The following is a 15,814-nucleotide window of genomic DNA, read 5'->3' on the forward strand; positions in this document are numbered from 1 at the left end:
AAATCATTTATCCCAAATAATAACCCTTAAGAGAAAAAGGTTTTTCTCTTAAGGGTTATTTCGTCTTCTATTTCTTCTTCAAATTTACTAATATATTTATTAACTAAGACGTCATGCCAAATGTAGTCTTTCATCATTTTTATTTGTGTGTGGTCATAACTGATATAAGCGCGCATATTTGATTCTGCTGTTTGCCCGTAAATCATGTGTTCATCGTCAACGATTACGACAAATGGTTTAAGTGCTAATGAACTTTTGACGTAGTTTGTATAACGATGATTGATGAGATCATAGCCGGGTTGGTCGACTTGGAATGTGATCCCTTGAATATGAATATCTTCTGAGACATGATTTGTTAAGATGTCATATAAGTCTGGCCATATTGAAACGGTGATTTGTCTTTTAGCTTGTTTAATAGCAGATGTTACGGCATCGATGATTGTTGATTCATTTGTTAAGACTTCTATTTGAATAGGTGCATTGTCTGTTACGATATTTAATTTATTGATTTCTTGTTCGAGTTGAAGGAGTTCTTCGTTTTGCTTTTTTTCAAATAGTTGAATGGTTTGTTTTGGTGATAGGGCATAGTAGTATTTCTTTTGGTCTTGTAAATTGAAATAAGCGAGTCCTTGTTCATCAAGCTTATTGAGTGCTTCATAAATTTTTGAACGTGGTACGCTTGATATTTCACTAAGTTTATAAGCTGTTATGCCTGGATTTTGAACAAGGGCGATATAAGCTTTAGAGCCATATTCACTTAATCCAAAGCGTTTTAAAATGTCTATCATTTGATTCATAGTGTCACCTTCTAGTTTGATGTTACGTTAACCCCGAATAACGGAAGTATATCATATGCTTGATATTCAGAAACTGTTGCACCTTTTAAGTCATTAGGTTGTACAACAAGTTGTTCGATTGTATTGGATGATAAATCAATGTCTTTTAGTGATGTTTCAACAACTTCAAGAGATTCTAATGCACATCTTTCAATTGCGACAGATTTTTGAGTACAGAATGAAAGGTATGTTTCTGACATTTGATTATCGTTAAATAAAACGTGATCTAAGTTACAATTTTGAAATTGACTCATTTTTAACTGACAATTAGAAAATTGTACATGCTTGAGTTTAACATCTGTAAAGTTAGCACCAATCATACGACAATCTTTGAAGTGCACTCTATTAAGAGAAGCTTCACTGAATATACAGTTTGAAAGGTCGCATCCTTTAAATATAATATCTAATCCGTGAATTTTAGTGAAATCAACAGATTCAAATGTACATTGATTGAAATACATTGTATCGATTTGACTCGTTTCTTCATCTAATTGAATCAATGCTTTATCAAAGTACAGGTCATACGAAGATTGATAGAGTGTTACGTCTTTTACTTCTTCATATTCAAAATCATTGTGTAGTTTAGGTTCTATAATTTTCATATTAATACTCCTTAATGTTTAACAATATATTGAACCGAGCGCCCCTGAAAATTCACCGTTTTCAATGAAGTATGGTTTTAGACCTCTTAAAATCGTGTAATCAACGACGATATTTTTGAGTAGTTCATTTTTAACAAATGAAGATCCAATAAACACAACATTTTCTGTATTGTATTGTCTTGCGGCATGAATGGATACGGTTGTGACTGTTTCTCCTACAATACCCATTACAGCTGCTAATCGATCAGCATTTGGAAATGCATCGTTCATATGTTGTAATACATGTCCAAAGTTAGCAGCAGTTAATTCTCCAGAAATAGGGGTGTTATCACCTTTATAAATATGTTTAACTTTTAAATCTATTTTATCGCGATCTCCATTTAAAGCTGTTTGAACAAGTTCGTCATAATCACTAATTTGAGTCAGTAAATAACTTAAACCTTGTATCATACCGCCACCAGCTCCTGTACCGCCTGCACGTTCTTGATGATCAGTAGTTGCGTAATGAATAGAAGTACCTGTACCGACATTCGAGAATATATATGTTTCAAGGTCTATATTGTTTTCTTTTAAAAATATTTGAATCCCTTTATAAGTCGCATCAAATTCAATACTACGTTTCGCTTGATGTTTAATGCATGAGTCTAAGTATTGTGCTTTACCACCTGTAATCGATACTTCAACATCATCTAATTGATTTAACCAATCTGCAACTTGATCAATGTCAGTTGCTAACCATTTTTGATACGTTCTTTCATTATTTAATTCAGTTACGACTTTAATTAAAGTACCACCTGCATCAATACCAATTTTCACACGAACACCTCATCTAGAAAAGTAAATAATTATCGTTATTATACTATAAAAAATTGTATATGATAAATTAATGATTTTTAGAAATATATTGTAAAAATTGTATAATTACATGATAAGATGATAACAAGTATAAATGAGGGAGGTTATATTTTGATTAGCATATACGAAATAAAACCGAAATTTCAACAACTATTAATGCCTATCGTTGACTGGATGAGAAAAATCGGTATGACCCCAAATCAAGTTACAATATTAGCACTACTGCTCTCTATCGTAACGGGAATTATTATAAGTATATTTCATGAAAACAAATGGATTTATATTTTAATGCCTATCGTGATGTTTGTGAGAATGGCTTTAAATGCAATTGATGGTGTAATGGCAAAAAAATATCAAATGAAATCTCATTTAGGGTTATTGTTGAATGAATTAGGGGATGTTATAAGTGATTTATTTCTATTTATACCATTCGTGTTTATTGCTGAAGATTATGGAATAGGTATTTTGTTGTTTATCAGTTTATCAATCATAAGTGAAATGGCTGGTGTAACTGTTCAAGTGATAGGTAGTTCAAGAAGATATGATGGTCCGATGGGTAAAAGTGACCGAGCATTTATTATAGGTTTTATTAGTTTCTTGATTTTTGTTCATTTAAATATCATACCTTATTTACATTTTGTGTTCTATGTTTGTTCAATACTCATGTTAATCAATATATATAATCGAATAACAAATGGGTTAAAGGAGGTTAAATCATGAACTTGGGGAAGATATCTTCAGAAATGCTGATTGTTATGATTGGGGTATTTATCGTACTCGTATTATCCAGTTTGATTAGTATTTATTTAACGAAACGATATCCTGAAAAAGACTTCACTGAAATTAGATTGAGAATTAAATCATGGTGGAGTATGTGTATTATCTTTACAATTGCCTTAGTCATTCACTCTACTGTGTCATTGATTTTTCTTGGCTTACTTTGTTTTTTAGCTTTGAAAGAGTATTTTTCTTTAATACCTACGAATCGTAGTCATAGAGCTGTATTATTCTGGGCGTACTTATCTATACCAATTCAATTTACATTTATCTATTTTGGATTTTATGGCATGTTTATTATTTTTATTCCGGTATATATGTTCTTATTTATACCGATACAAGCAATATTGATAGGTGAAACAAAAGGATTTTTACAATCAATGGGATCTGTACAATGGGGCATGATGCTGATGGTGTTTAGTTTAAGTCATTTAGCATACTTAATTGTCTTACCTGGCGAAAAAAGTTCAGTACCCGGTGCGAGCCTTGTTTTATTTTTAGTAATATTAACGCAAGCAAATGATGTCTTTCAATTTCTGTTTGGTAAAGCATTTGGTAAACATAAAATTGTACCTAAAGTAAGTCCGAACAAGACTTGGGAAGGTTTTGTTGGGGGGATTATTTCAACGACAATCCTATCGTTATGTTTAGCACCATTACTTACGCCATTCACATTATTAGGCATGATTGTAGCAGGTTTATATATTAGTATTATGGGATTTGTGGGAGATGTGAATATTTCAGCTTTAAAAAGAGATTTAAATATTAAAGATACTTCTCAAACAATACCTGGTCATGGCGGTATTTTGGATAGAGTAGATTCTTTAACGTACACAGCGCCACTCTTCTTCCACTTTGTAAGGTTCTTTTACTTTTAAGGGGTGAACCGATATGTTAAGACTCATTATATTTACATGTATCATTAAGCCAATTATTTTAATTGTTTTAGGATTAAATATACGTAGACGAGAATGGTTACCTAAAAAAGGTCCTATCGTGATTATTGCCAATCATAATTCACATTTAGATACACTTGTACTACTTTCATTGTTTCAAGGAGAAGGATTTAAGAAAGCACGACCTGTAGCTGCAGGTGATTATTTTCTGAAAAACAAACTATTAAAATGGTTTTCTATGAATATTATGAGAATCATACCAATAGAGCGAAAAATGACGCGAGATATTAAAGGATTATTTGAACCAATTGTAGATGCTTTAGATGAGGGCAGTATTATCATCTTGTATCCGGAGGGAAGTAGAGGAGAACCTGAAAAGTTATCAAAATATAAATCCGGGATTTATTATTTAATGAGAGAACGTCCAAACATTCCGATACAACCTTTGTTTCTACATGGTTTAGGCAAATCATTACCGAAAGGCTCAAAACTATTTGTACCATTCTTTGTTGATATTTTTGTAGGACGTCCATTTTTATTTAATGAGAATAGAAAAGTATTTATGGATGAGCTTAATGAACGAATGAATGAACTCAGAAATGAAGGTGATTTTAAAGAATGGTAATCATATTTATATGGGCTTTTCTTGAAGCAATTGTATTCTTTATTATCCCTGATGTTGTTCTAACTTATTATGCAATCAAACAAAAAAGTAAATTTAAATTATTATGTGCAAATTTGATTGCAATTATAGGTGCAGTTCTAGGTGGTATCATCGTTTACATTATTTCAATTCAACATTTGAACTTTGTTGAATTGATCATGATTAAGATTCCTGGTATTCATCCTTATATGATAGAACATGTGATACATTCATTAGAAGATAAAGGAGTGCTCGGATTAATAGAAGCACCTTTGTTTGGGGTTCCGTATAAACTTTATGCAATGATGAGCTACCACGAAGGTATATCATTTATTGTATTTATACTCGTAAGTTTCATTGCAAGACTCTTAAGATTTATATTAACGAGCTACCTAGCATATGTACTCAGTCATATTGTGTTTAAAAACGTTAATCGATATATCAAAATATTACTATGGTTAATCGTATGGATCATTGTCTATTGGATATATTTTTCGATACATGCGTTTTAATTTATGAAAATATGACAATCAAAGAAGACACCATTCATTGTTTCATTCAATGAATGGTGCTTTTTTAATTATTTTTCTTCTTCTTCACGTTCTTCTAATGACTTGGAGAAATCTGTGTCATCATCTATATAAGTCATTTTGAAATGTTTAGATGGTTCTCTACGTAATGCTTTCATAATAGAGAACATCATCAAGAATAGTATAAATGCGAATGGTAGACCGGCTACGACTGAAGCGGTTTGTAAACTTTCTAAACCACCTGCTAATGTCATGGCAACTGAAATGGCACCAATTAATGTTCCCCAAACTAATTTATACTTGAATGGCGGTACGATTGAACCTTTATCAGACATACTTGATAAGATAAAAGTAGTTGAATCCGCACTTGTAACAAGGAACAAGAAGATTAATATTATTGCTAGAATACTTGTTGCTTCGTAAAATGGGAAGTTTGATAATAGGGAGAATAGTGCAACTGTATAATCTCCTTTAACATCTTCCGCAATAGAAGCACCTTTATTAATAACTAAATACATGGCCGTTCCACCGAAAGTGGCAATCCAACTAAATGAAATAAGTGGTGGAATAATTAACACGCCAATTACAAATTCTCTTATCGTTCTACCTCTTGATACTCTGGCTACAAATCCTCCGATAAATGGAGACCAAGCAATAACCCATGCCCAATAGAACACAGTCCATTGTTGAATCCAAGAATTGTCGCCTTCATAAGGATTTAATCTTAAACTATATTGTACAAAGTTTGTAATATAGTCACCTATAGCAACTGTAAATGTTTCAAATATAAATTGTGTCGGTCCTAAAATAAGTATAAATATAAGTAAAGCAAAACAAATAAATATGTTAGCATTACTTAGCCATTTAACACCTTTATTAAGACCTGATGCTGCTGATCCAAGAAATAGTAAAGTCATAATAACGGTGATGATAATTTTAGTCCAATTATTATTAGGAATATCAAAAACATGATGAAGTCCGCCACCAATTTGCATTATTCCTAGACCAATTGATGTTGCAATACCCATGACAGTTGCGACTATCGCTAAGATATCGATAACATTTCTGTATGGTTTCTTATACGTTTCACCAAATACAGGTTCCATTGCTGTAGATATTAAACCGTCTCTTCTTTTTCTAAATTGGAAGTAAGCTACGATAAGCCCTGCCATTGCAAAGATAGACCATTGTGAAATGCCCCAATGGAAGAATGTATATCCCATAGCAAGTCGAGCTGATTCTAATGTAGAGCCATCTACTTCATTTGGAAGTGGTGATTTTAAGTAATGTGTCATTGGTTCAGCTACGCCCCAGAATACAATCCCGACACCGAGACCAGCAGAGAATAACATGCCGACCCATGATATAAATGAGAATTCTGGTTCTTCGTCGTCTCTACCGAGTTTAAATCGACCAAACCTCGTTATAGCTAATCCGATTAAAAAGATATCTAAAACGAATACGATGATTAAGAATAACCATCCTGTACTGTTCGATATAAATGTATATAATATATTAGCGTATTTACCAAAACCTTTTGGAAAAATTCCAGCAGTTAAAGTTACTAATAATATAATAGACATAGATACCCAAAATACTAATGTTGTCTTATTATTTTGCCTGTCTGTATTTTCTTTTGACTGTTTCATTAATATCCCCCTTTAAATTATGCAGTCTTAATTCTATTACCCTCATCCAAATCAAACTAACATGTGTACGATAATTACGTTTTATAAGGTTCTTAATTGCGAAATGAATGTAAAATTCGTTATTATATATATAAACAAACGGGGGGATATCAATCATGAAAGCTAAATCATTCGGTGAAATCGTCATTAAACCATTTGAAGAACATATGAGAACGGCACTATATGATTTTGAATTAAACGAACGACAACAAATTTATTCTTCATTGCCTAAAGAAGTGTTGGATGGTGCTATCGAAGATCCTGATAGAAGACCTAATGTTGTCGTAAACGATCAAGACGACATAGTTGGTTTCTTTGTATTGCATAAGTATTATCAACATGAAGGTTACGACACACCGCATAATGTTGTATATATACGTTCATTATCAATTAATGAAAAGTATCAAGGAAATGGGTATGGCACAACTATAATGATGAATTTACCTGAGTACGTTCAACATGTGTTCCCTGATTTTGATCATTTATATTTAGTAGTAGATGCTGAAAATGAGGCAGCATGGAATTTATATGAAAGAGCTGGCTTTATGCATACAGCTACAAAAGAAGAAGGTCCATTAGGTAAAGAACGTTTATATTATTTAGATTTAGATTCAAAATATGTATCTTCATTGAAGCTTGTACTAAATGAAGATGATTTAGATAATGAATTTGTCGATATACATTTAATGAAAGATAATCAAAAAGTAGGTATCATCGTATTAGAAGATAAAGATCATTATTTTGATATTCGTAGTATTGAAGTTGAAGAAGACGAAAGAAAAGAAGGTATCGCTGAGAGTGCTTTAAGACAGTTAAGTACTTTTGTTAGAAGAAGGTTTGAAGATAAGAAAGAAATACACATCACTTTATTCGGTTCTAACAATAAATTGAAACCTTTATGTGAGAAAGCACGATTTGTAGAAATACAAAAATCTGAGGACTATATTAAACTCATGAAATATATTAAGTATTAACTAACATTTGCTAAAAATCATCTTGTCAATTATAATCGTAAACTGTTATGATTATAAATATTAATGTGCGACAATAGTTCGATTGTTGAAAGGAAGAGTAAAGCATGAAATTAAAAGATTTCACAAAAGAAATGGTAGATGAGCATTCATTTATCGAAATGGCTTATATTTTATTAACAGAGAACGGTAAAGAAACAAACTTATATGATATGATAGACGAATTCAAAAGCTTAGGTAATTATAATGATTCAGAAATTGAGAACCGTATTTTACAATTTTATACGGACTTAAATACTGATGGACGCTTCTTAAGTGTGGGTGAGAATATTTGGGGACTTCGTGACTGGTATTCAGTTGACGATATCGAAGAAAAAATCGCACCAACAATTCAAAAATTCAACGTTCTAGATGAAGACGATGAAGCTGATTCAGAAATTTCATTATTAGGGGAAGAAGATAAATCTAAAGATCTTGATATTACAATTGATCAAGATGATGAAGAAGGTTTAAATGATCCTGAAGACCCTGAAGATGAAGACGTAGAAGATGAATTAGATGAAGCTGGTCTTGTTGTAGACGAAGAAGACGAAGATGAGGAAGACGAAGAAGACGAATTTTAATTGACTTTTCTTTAAAAGATGGTAATATTTTATTTGGGCTCCTTTAAATAGGACAATCGTATAAATATAGCGCTCCCTCCTTGCATTTTAAATAATGTAAGTGGGAGCGTTTTTTATTTTTTAAAAAATAAATGGAGGTACAAACATGACAAAGTTCATTTTCGTAACAGGTGGCGTAGTATCGTCTCTTGGTAAAGGTATTACAGCAGCATCACTAGGGAGATTACTTAAAAATAGAGGATTAAATGTAACGATTCAAAAGTTCGACCCATACTTAAATGTTGATCCAGGTACAATGAGTCCATATCAACACGGTGAAGTTTTTGTAACTGAAGATGGTGCAGAAACAGACTTAGACTTAGGACATTATGAAAGATTTATTGATATTAACCTTAATAAATATTCAAATGTAACGGCAGGTAAAGTTTATTCTCACGTACTTAAAAAAGAAAGACGTGGAGATTTCTTAGGTGGTACTGTCCAAGTTATCCCACATATTACAAATGAAATTAAATCAAGATTATTAATGGCTGGCGAAAGTACAAATGCTGATGTTGTGATTACTGAAATTGGTGGTACAACTGGTGATATTGAATCTTTACCATTTATAGAAGCAATAAGACAAATCAAGAGTGATCTTGGTCGTGAAAACGTTATGTACATCCATTGTACGTTACTTCCATACATTAAAGCTGCTGGTGAAATGAAGACTAAACCAACACAACATAGCGTTAAAGAATTAAGAGGTTTAGGTATTCAACCAGATTTAATTGTGGTTCGTACTGAATATGAAATGACTCAAGATTTAAGAGATAAAATTGCATTATTCTGTGACATTAACAAACGTGCAGTCATTGAATGTAGAGATGCTGATACGTTATATCAAATTCCATTAGCATTAAAAGAACAACATATGGATGATATCGTCATTGAAAGATTAGATTTAGAAGCTGCACCAGAAGCGGAATTAACAGAGTGGAACCAATTATTAGACACTGTACGTAATTTAGAAGGTTCAGTGAAAATTGGTTTAGTAGGTAAATATGTTAGTTTACAAGATGCATACTTATCAGTTGCAGAAGCATTAAAACATGCTGGTTATGATTTTAAATCAGATGTTGAAATTAAATGGATTGACTCTGAAAAATTAAACGAAACAAACTATCAAAAAGAACTTGCAGATGTAGATGGTATTTTAGTACCTGGCGGATTCGGAGATAGAGGTGTAGAAGGTAAAATATTAGCCATTCAATATGCACGTGAAAACAACGTACCATACTTAGGTATTTGTTTAGGTATGCAATTAGCAACAGTTGAATTCGCTAGAAACGTAGTTGGATTAAACGATGCACATTCAGCAGAATTAGATCCAAACACACCATACCCAATTATCGATTTATTACCAGAACAAAAAGACATCGAAGATTTAGGCGGAACATTAAGATTAGGTGTTTACCCATGTAAAATTGAAGAAGGTACAATTGCACATAAAGTCTATGGTGAATTAGAAGTAGACGAAAGACACCGTCACCGTTATGAATTTAATAACGAATATCGCGAAAGATTAGAAGAAAAAGGTATGAAATTCTCAGGAACAAGCCCAGATGGTAGATTAGTAGAAATCGTAGAATTAGAAAATCACCCATGGTTTGTAGCATGTCAATTCCATCCAGAATTCTTATCTAGACCAACACGTCCACAAAAATTATTCAGAGGATTTGTAGAAGCAAGTATTCAAAATAAATAATATATAAAGCGCCCTTTATCCTAATACTTTTTCAAGTATTTAAGATAGAGGGCGCTTTTTTGTATAAATATGTGTGTGTGGGATATTAAGTGCTGCGTTGTGAACACTTCTGGCCAAACTTGTTCGTAACAGGTGCGTTAATTACAAAACTCATAAGAATTGTAACTAAAAGCTCCATCATCCACCAACTCGTAAAATTGAGACCCGTTATCTTCTATTACTAGATTTCTTCATTTAAATCTTGTGTAATCTCGTGCATTTCAGCAAACATGATATAATATATATAATTTAAAGCCATAAGATGTGGGGTAATAATTTTACTGTAATCAGCGGTTGGAACGATTGCTCTTGGTGTTGATAAGTCAATATAATGCATGAGTGATTCATGTGTCTTATTGTCTTTATCTTTGTTGGCTATTACGACAAAATCTATATCGTGGTCGTTTAATTTTGTAATCCATTCGTTGAGTTCTTCAGTAAAGGAAGTACCGGCTAATAATACGCGGTCAGTAGAATCGATCTTTTCGATTTCATCTAAAGTATTGAGTGTTTCTGCATGTGGTAAGCTTTCGTTACCATCAGTCATAAATGTTTGGAAATGATTGATTTCATCGAAAGTTTTGATGCGTATTTTGCCTTCACCGTTTGCTGCTTGCATAAGCAGTTGTGATGCGATTTCAATTTCTTCAATTTGGGCATCTATTTTACTAGATATGCCGTTTAATTGTGTATTAAAAATTTTAAGCAATTTGTATTCTCCTTATTAACGTCATTAAATTTATTTTATAGAAAAAGTGGGGTATCTTCAATGGATGTACTTATTATAGATGATGAAAAGAATATTAGACAATTATTAAAAGAAATTATGGAATTAAATCAATTCAATGTAGATACTGCTAAAAATGGAGCGGAGGGTATTGAATTATTTCATAAAAATACTTATAAATTGATTTTTATAGATAAAAGAATGCCTGGAATTTCTGGTGAAGAAGTATTTGCCGAAATTAGAAAATCTGATAAAAATATTCCAGTTTATATCATTTCAGCATTTCAATCATCTACCGAGTTAGAAGTTTTAAAAAAAGGAAATATTACAGGTGTGCTAATGAAGCCGTTTACAATTGAAGAAGTTATGAAAATTGTAAGAAAACATTTAGGATAGGGCTTTCAAAAGGTGCATATATTCACAAAGTTTGATATAATAATCTTGTAAATAATTCGTGCCTTGCACATTAGGAGGAAACTCAATGCCTTTAGTTTCAATGAAAGAAATGTTAATTAAAGCAAAAGAAAATGGTTATGCTGTTGGTCAATACAACATCAATAACTTAGAATTTACACAAGCTATTCTTCAAGCTTCACAAGAAGAAAATGCACCTGTTATCCTTGGTGTATCTGAAGGAGCTGGACGTTATATCGGTGGTTTCAAAACTGTCGTTAAAATCGTTGAAGGTTTAATTGAAGATTACAACATTACAATTCCAGTTGCTATTCACCTTGACCACGGTTCAAGTTTCGAAAAATGTAAAGAAGCTATCGATGCTGGATTCACTTCAGTAATGATCGATGCATCTCATCACCCATTCGAAGAAAACATCGAAATTACTTCTAAAGTAGTTGAATATGCTCATGCTAACGGTGTTTCTGTTGAAGCTGAATTAGGAACTGTTGGTGGACAAGAAGATGACGTAGTTGCAGAAGGCGTTATCTATGCTGATCCTAAAGAATGTCAAGAATTAGTTGAAAGAACTGGTATTGATACTTTAGCACCTGCATTAGGTTCAGTACACGGACCTTACAAAGGTGAACCAAACTTAGGTTTCAAAGAAATGGAAGAAATCGGTGCTTCAACTGGTTTACCATTAGTATTACACGGTGGTACTGGTATCCCAACTCACGATATCAAAAAAGCTATCACTTTCGGTACAGCTAAAATCAACGTTAACACTGAAAACCAAATCGCATCTGCTAAAGCAGTTCGTGAAGTGTTAAACAACGACAGCGAAGTTTACGATCCACGTAAATACTTAGGACCTGCTCGTGAAGCAATTAAAGCAACAGTTAAAGGTAAAATCCAAGAATTTGGTACTTCTAACCAAGCTTAATTTTAATTAAATTCAAACTACTACAAGCATCGTGCTTGTAGTAGTTTTTTCTGTTTTTAAAGATAAATTGAATATTTATTCAATACGTTTATTCAATTTATTTTAATGTCAAAAATTTAAAATTTGATACTTCTTTCGTAGTAAATTATGTCATTTCTATTTACTTTTTATGTTTTTGCGTTTATCTTATTGAATAGTATATAATGGAAATAATTATCTATTCATGTTGAGAGAGTATGCATTCTCTAAGACGATGAAGTAAAGGAGTAAACATATGTCTCAAGAAGTTATAAAAATAAATGGTGGCAAAAAATTAAATGGTAAAGTCCAAATAAGTGGTGCTAAAAATAGTGCAGTTGCACTTATTCCAGCAAGTTTAATGGCGAATGATGTTGTGACATTAGATGGACTACCAGATATTTCAGATGTCAAAACTTTAATGAGCCTACTTGGTGATTTAAATATTAAAACAGAATTAAATGGTGATCAGCTTGTCGTTGATTCAAGCGATGCGGTGAATCTACCTTTACCTAACAATAAAGTACAATCTTTAAGAGCATCTTATTATATGATGGGTGCTATGCTCGGACGTTTTAAAAAATGTGTGATTGGTTTACCTGGTGGCTGTCCTTTAGGCCCTAGACCAATTGACCAACATATTAAAGGTTTTGAAGCACTAGGTGCAAAAGTAACAAACGAACAAGGTGCGATGTATTTAATTGCTGAAGAGTTAGTTGGCGCTAAAATATTTATGGATGTTGTGAGTGTTGGTGCAACGATCAATATTATGTTGGCAGCTTCTTTAGCAAAAGGTAAAACAGTAATAGAAAACGCAGCGAAAGAACCTGAAATTGTTGATGTAGCGACATTATTAAATAATATGGGCGCTAAAATTAGAGGTGCAGGTACAGATACATTGAAAATTGAAGGTGTAGAATCCTTGCACGGTACGAAACATACAATTATTCCTGATAGAATAGAAGCAGGTACATACATGTGTGCAGCAGCAGCCATGGGTGAAGAAGTGTACATCGAAAATATCATTCCTTTACATTTAGAACCATTAATCGCTAAATTAAGAGAAATGGGTACTGAAATCGATTTAGGTGAAGATTCAGTTGTTATTAAAGGTAAAGATGAATATAAACCTGTTGATATACAAACTGCAGTTTATCCTGGTTTTGCAACAGATTTACAACAACCATTTACACCTTTATTATTAAAAGCAAATGGTCAAAGTAAAATAACAGAAACGATTTATCCTGCAAGATTTAAACACGTTGATGAATTGATCAGAATGGGTGCAAATGTGAATTTAGAAAATGGCACAGCTATTTATTATCCATCTCAATTGACAGGTGCAAGTGTAGCAGCAAGTGATTTAAGAGCAGGTGCATCTTTATTAATTGCTGGATTAATGTCTGAAGGCGTTACAACGGTTTATAATGTGAAGCATATTCATAGAGGATACAGCGGTATTGTTGAAAAATTAAAAGCACTAGGTGCTGATATTTGGACTGAAACCGTATAATAAGTATAAATTATATACTTTGTATATAAAGTGTAGTATAATGGCAATATAGAAGTTAAAGAGGTGAGTAACATGGAAGTATGTCCTTATTTGGAAGAAACTTTTAAAGTAATAGGACGCAGTTGGAATGGTTTAATACTTAATTATTTATCACGTTGTGATGAACGTTCGGCTCACTTTTCTGATATGAAAAGAGACTTAAGACGTATTACACCTAGAGCATTATCTCTTAAATTAACTGAATTAAGTGATTGGGGATTAGTTGAGAAGAAAGTTGTTACAACAACGCCTCTATCAGTTGAATATCATTTAACAACTAAAGGATACGAATTAGCACAAGCGCTTGTACCATTAGAAGAGTGGGCACAAAAAAATGTGGAATTGCAAGAGAATCATTCCTAAATGAATTGAATATTATAAAGTACCCGTCAATGCGATGAAACTCATTTCGTTGGCGGGTATTTTATTTGTTTGAAATTTAAAATATTCAATTCTCAAACAGATTATTTTAATTATGACTATCATCCATACTATAATAACCAATGTAACAAATATAAAGGAGTAGATAATTCATGAGACAAGATATCAAGCAATATATAAATGGCGAATGGGTTGAAAGTCATAGTGGACAAACATTAGATGTTATTAACCCTGCTACAGAAGAAGTAATGGGTAAAATTGCTGCAGGTAACAAACAAGATGTTGATGACGCTGTAGCTGCCGCTAAAAAAGTGTACGTGAAATTTAGAAATACTTCTTTAGAAGAAAGAAAAGCTTTATTAGAACGAATTGCAGATGAATATGAAAATAGAAAAGAAGATTTAATAGATGTTATGACGGATGAGCTTGGCTCACCAATTGAAAAATCAGAATCTGTTCATTATCAAATGGGCTTAAATCATTTTAGAGAAGCAAGTAAAGCGATCGATTCAATTCAATTTGAAGAACGTCGTGGTGATGATTTAGTTATTAAAGAAGCTATCGGTGTTTCTGGATTAGTAACACCATGGAACTTCCCAACTAACCAAACGTCATTAAAATTAGCTGGTGCATTTGCTGCAGGTTCACCTGTAGTCTTAAAACCATCTGAAGAAACACCATTTGCAGCGATTATTTTAGCTGAAATATTTGAAAAAGCTGGCGTGCCTAAAGGTGTGTTCAACTTAGTAAATGGTGATGGCCAAAGTGTTGGTGATCCATTAAGTTCACATCCTGATGTACGTATGATGTCATTTACGGGTTCAGGTCCAACTGGTAGAAAAATTATGGAAAACTCAGCTAAAGACTTCAAAAAAGTATCATTAGAGCTAGGTGGTAAATCACCATTAGTAGTCTTAGATGACGTTGATATCGAAGAAGCTGCTAAAGGTGCAGTTGCTAAATTCGTACAAAATACTGGTCAAGTTTGTACAGCAGGTACACGTACATTAGTACCAGAAAGTATTAAAGATGAATTTATCGCAGCAGCTAAAAAAGCAATTGAAAATGTTAAAGTTGGTAATCCTAGAGAAGCTGGCCAAGATGCTGGTCCAGTTGTATCTAAAAAACAATTTGATACAGTTCAAAGCTATATTCAAAAAGGTATTGATGAAGGTGCAACATTATTACATGGTGGTGTTGGTAAACCAGACGGTCTTGAAAAAGGTTACTTCGTTAAACCAACATTATTTACTGATGTAACTAATGATATGACAATTGCTCAAGAAGAAATCTTTGGTCCAGTAGGTACAATTATTACTTATAAAGACTTAGATGAAGCAATTGAAATTGCTAATGATACAATTTATGGTTTAGCAGCATATGTATATGGTAAAGATTTAGAACGTGTAAGAGAAGTTGCTAAAGCATTAGAAGCAGGTACTGTAGAAATTAATGACGCAGGTAGAAAACCTAATTTACCATTTGGTGGTTATAAACAATCAGGTATTGGTAGAGAATGGGGCGACTATGGAATTGAAGAATTCTTAGAAATTAAAGCAATTCCTGGTTATTTTAAAGAATAGTAAAATT

The 15,814-nt window shown here is 32.6% G+C and carries 17 protein-coding genes; 12 read left to right on the top strand and 5 right to left on the bottom strand.

What is annotated here, in order from left to right:
• Window positions 1–26: 26 nt before the first annotated feature.
• Genes LQ673_RS09080 through coaW form a run of 3 tightly spaced genes read right to left on the bottom strand, consistent with a single transcriptional unit; the run spans window position 27 to window position 2,254 of the window.
• A complete protein-coding gene (locus tag LQ673_RS09080) occupies window positions 27–797 on the bottom strand; it encodes a TrmB family transcriptional regulator (protein ID WP_191836456.1) in 771 nt (256 codons plus the stop codon).
• Window positions 798–808: 11 nt separating this feature from the next.
• A complete protein-coding gene (locus LQ673_RS09085; RefSeq protein ID WP_191836455.1) occupies window positions 809–1,438 on the bottom strand; it encodes a pentapeptide repeat-containing protein in 630 nt (209 codons plus the stop codon).
• A gap of 18 nt (window positions 1,439–1,456) precedes the next feature.
• Entirely contained in the window at window positions 1,457–2,254 is a 798-nt protein-coding gene (coaW, locus tag LQ673_RS09090; protein WP_107617612.1) for a type II pantothenate kinase, read from the bottom strand.
• 150 nt (window positions 2,255–2,404) lie between these two features.
• Here coaW and LQ673_RS09095 point away from each other — a divergent pair, with 150 nt between their 5' ends.
• From LQ673_RS09095 to LQ673_RS09110, 4 genes are read left to right on the top strand one after another with little or no spacing between them, the layout of a single operon-like run.
• On the top strand, window positions 2,405–3,013 hold the full coding sequence (locus LQ673_RS09095) for a CDP-alcohol phosphatidyltransferase family protein (protein WP_202188953.1): 609 nt from the start codon (window positions 2,405–2,407) through the stop codon (window positions 3,011–3,013).
• Window positions 3,010–3,948, top strand: a complete 939-nt coding sequence (locus LQ673_RS09100; protein ID WP_025904453.1) for a phosphatidate cytidylyltransferase — start codon at window positions 3,010–3,012, stop codon at window positions 3,946–3,948. The genes LQ673_RS09095 and LQ673_RS09100 overlap by 4 nt, the downstream gene beginning before the upstream one ends.
• Before the next feature lie 13 nt (window positions 3,949–3,961).
• A complete protein-coding gene (locus LQ673_RS09105) occupies window positions 3,962–4,591 on the top strand; it encodes a lysophospholipid acyltransferase family protein (RefSeq protein ID WP_159315416.1) in 630 nt (209 codons plus the stop codon).
• Window positions 4,585–5,121, top strand: coding sequence for a YqaA family protein (locus LQ673_RS09110; protein WP_191836454.1), 537 nt, complete (start codon window positions 4,585–4,587; stop codon window positions 5,119–5,121). Before LQ673_RS09105 ends, LQ673_RS09110 begins: the two co-directional genes overlap by 7 nt.
• Before the next feature lie 68 nt (window positions 5,122–5,189).
• Here the strand turns inward: LQ673_RS09110 and LQ673_RS09115 are convergent, their stop codons facing one another.
• The gene (locus LQ673_RS09115) at window positions 5,190–6,788 is read right to left on the bottom strand and encodes a BCCT family transporter (protein ID WP_126477259.1); all 1,599 of its coding nucleotides are present in this window, start codon (window positions 6,786–6,788) and stop codon (window positions 5,190–5,192) included.
• 152 nt (window positions 6,789–6,940) lie between these two features.
• On the opposite strand from LQ673_RS09115, the gene LQ673_RS09120 reads away from it, so the two are divergent.
• The 3 genes from LQ673_RS09120 to LQ673_RS09130 all read left to right on the top strand — a co-directional run bounded on the left by LQ673_RS09120 (window position 6,941) and on the right by LQ673_RS09130 (window position 10,168).
• A complete protein-coding gene (locus tag LQ673_RS09120) occupies window positions 6,941–7,801 on the top strand; it encodes a GNAT family N-acetyltransferase (protein ID WP_162841896.1) in 861 nt (286 codons plus the stop codon).
• 104 nt (window positions 7,802–7,905) lie between these two features.
• Window positions 7,906–8,421 (top strand): DNA-directed RNA polymerase subunit delta, encoded by a 516-nt coding sequence (gene rpoE / locus LQ673_RS09125; RefSeq protein ID WP_037589792.1) that lies wholly within the window; start codon window positions 7,906–7,908, stop codon window positions 8,419–8,421.
• Between the two features lie 145 nt (window positions 8,422–8,566).
• Window positions 8,567–10,168, top strand: coding sequence for a CTP synthase (locus tag LQ673_RS09130; protein WP_025904459.1), 1,602 nt, complete (start codon window positions 8,567–8,569; stop codon window positions 10,166–10,168).
• Between the two features lie 220 nt (window positions 10,169–10,388).
• On the opposite strand, the gene LQ673_RS09135 is transcribed toward LQ673_RS09130, so the two are convergent.
• Complete coding sequence (locus tag LQ673_RS09135; protein WP_239705397.1) at window positions 10,389–10,916, bottom strand: DUF2529 family protein; 528 nt, start codon at window positions 10,914–10,916, stop codon at window positions 10,389–10,391.
• Window positions 10,917–10,976: 60 nt separating this feature from the next.
• Between LQ673_RS09135 and LQ673_RS09140 the strand changes: the two genes are divergently transcribed.
• From LQ673_RS09140 to LQ673_RS09160, 5 genes are all read left to right on the top strand, one after another.
• Complete coding sequence (locus LQ673_RS09140) at window positions 10,977–11,330, top strand: response regulator (protein WP_025904461.1); 354 nt, start codon at window positions 10,977–10,979, stop codon at window positions 11,328–11,330.
• A gap of 85 nt (window positions 11,331–11,415) precedes the next feature.
• Window positions 11,416–12,273, top strand: coding sequence for a class IIb fructose-bisphosphate aldolase FdaB (gene fdaB / locus LQ673_RS09145; protein WP_025904462.1), 858 nt, complete (start codon window positions 11,416–11,418; stop codon window positions 12,271–12,273).
• Window positions 12,274–12,547: 274 nt separating this feature from the next.
• The gene (locus tag LQ673_RS09150; RefSeq protein WP_037589788.1) at window positions 12,548–13,804 is read left to right on the top strand and encodes a UDP-N-acetylglucosamine 1-carboxyvinyltransferase; all 1,257 of its coding nucleotides are present in this window, start codon (window positions 12,548–12,550) and stop codon (window positions 13,802–13,804) included.
• Between the two features lie 72 nt (window positions 13,805–13,876).
• On the top strand, window positions 13,877–14,206 hold the full coding sequence (locus LQ673_RS09155) for a winged helix-turn-helix transcriptional regulator (protein ID WP_025904464.1): 330 nt from the start codon (window positions 13,877–13,879) through the stop codon (window positions 14,204–14,206).
• 170 nt (window positions 14,207–14,376) lie between these two features.
• Entirely contained in the window at window positions 14,377–15,807 is a 1,431-nt protein-coding gene (locus LQ673_RS09160) for an aldehyde dehydrogenase family protein (RefSeq protein ID WP_037589787.1), read from the top strand.
• Window positions 15,808–15,814: the final 7 nt, after the last annotated feature.

The organism is Mammaliicoccus sp. O-M54 (assembly GCF_022386035.1).
In the GTDB taxonomy this organism is placed as follows: domain Bacteria; phylum Bacillota; class Bacilli; order Staphylococcales; family Staphylococcaceae; genus Mammaliicoccus; species Mammaliicoccus sciuri_A.

Excerpts from the sequence above, each read along its gene's own strand:
- LQ673_RS09080 (WP_191836456.1), bottom strand. The coding sequence starts at position 797 with ATGAATCAAATGATAGACATTTTAAAACGCTTTGGATTAAGTGAATAT.
- LQ673_RS09085 (WP_191836455.1), bottom strand. The coding sequence starts at position 1,438 with ATGAAAATTATAGAACCTAAACTACACAATGATTTTGAATATGAAGAA.
- LQ673_RS09100 (WP_025904453.1), top strand. The coding sequence starts at position 3,010 with ATGAACTTGGGGAAGATATCTTCAGAAATGCTGATTGTTATGATTGGG.
- LQ673_RS09105 (WP_159315416.1), top strand. The coding sequence starts at position 3,962 with ATGTTAAGACTCATTATATTTACATGTATCATTAAGCCAATTATTTTA.
- LQ673_RS09110 (WP_191836454.1), top strand. The coding sequence starts at position 4,585 with ATGGTAATCATATTTATATGGGCTTTTCTTGAAGCAATTGTATTCTTT.
- LQ673_RS09115 (WP_126477259.1), bottom strand. The coding sequence starts at position 6,788 with ATGAAACAGTCAAAAGAAAATACAGACAGGCAAAATAATAAGACAACA.
- rpoE (WP_037589792.1), top strand. The coding sequence starts at position 7,906 with ATGAAATTAAAAGATTTCACAAAAGAAATGGTAGATGAGCATTCATTT.
- LQ673_RS09130 (WP_025904459.1), top strand. The coding sequence starts at position 8,567 with ATGACAAAGTTCATTTTCGTAACAGGTGGCGTAGTATCGTCTCTTGGT.
- LQ673_RS09140 (WP_025904461.1), top strand. The coding sequence starts at position 10,977 with ATGGATGTACTTATTATAGATGATGAAAAGAATATTAGACAATTATTA.
- fdaB (WP_025904462.1), top strand. The coding sequence starts at position 11,416 with ATGCCTTTAGTTTCAATGAAAGAAATGTTAATTAAAGCAAAAGAAAAT.
- LQ673_RS09150 (WP_037589788.1), top strand. The coding sequence starts at position 12,548 with ATGTCTCAAGAAGTTATAAAAATAAATGGTGGCAAAAAATTAAATGGT.
- LQ673_RS09155 (WP_025904464.1), top strand. The coding sequence starts at position 13,877 with ATGGAAGTATGTCCTTATTTGGAAGAAACTTTTAAAGTAATAGGACGC.
- LQ673_RS09160 (WP_037589787.1), top strand. The coding sequence starts at position 14,377 with ATGAGACAAGATATCAAGCAATATATAAATGGCGAATGGGTTGAAAGT.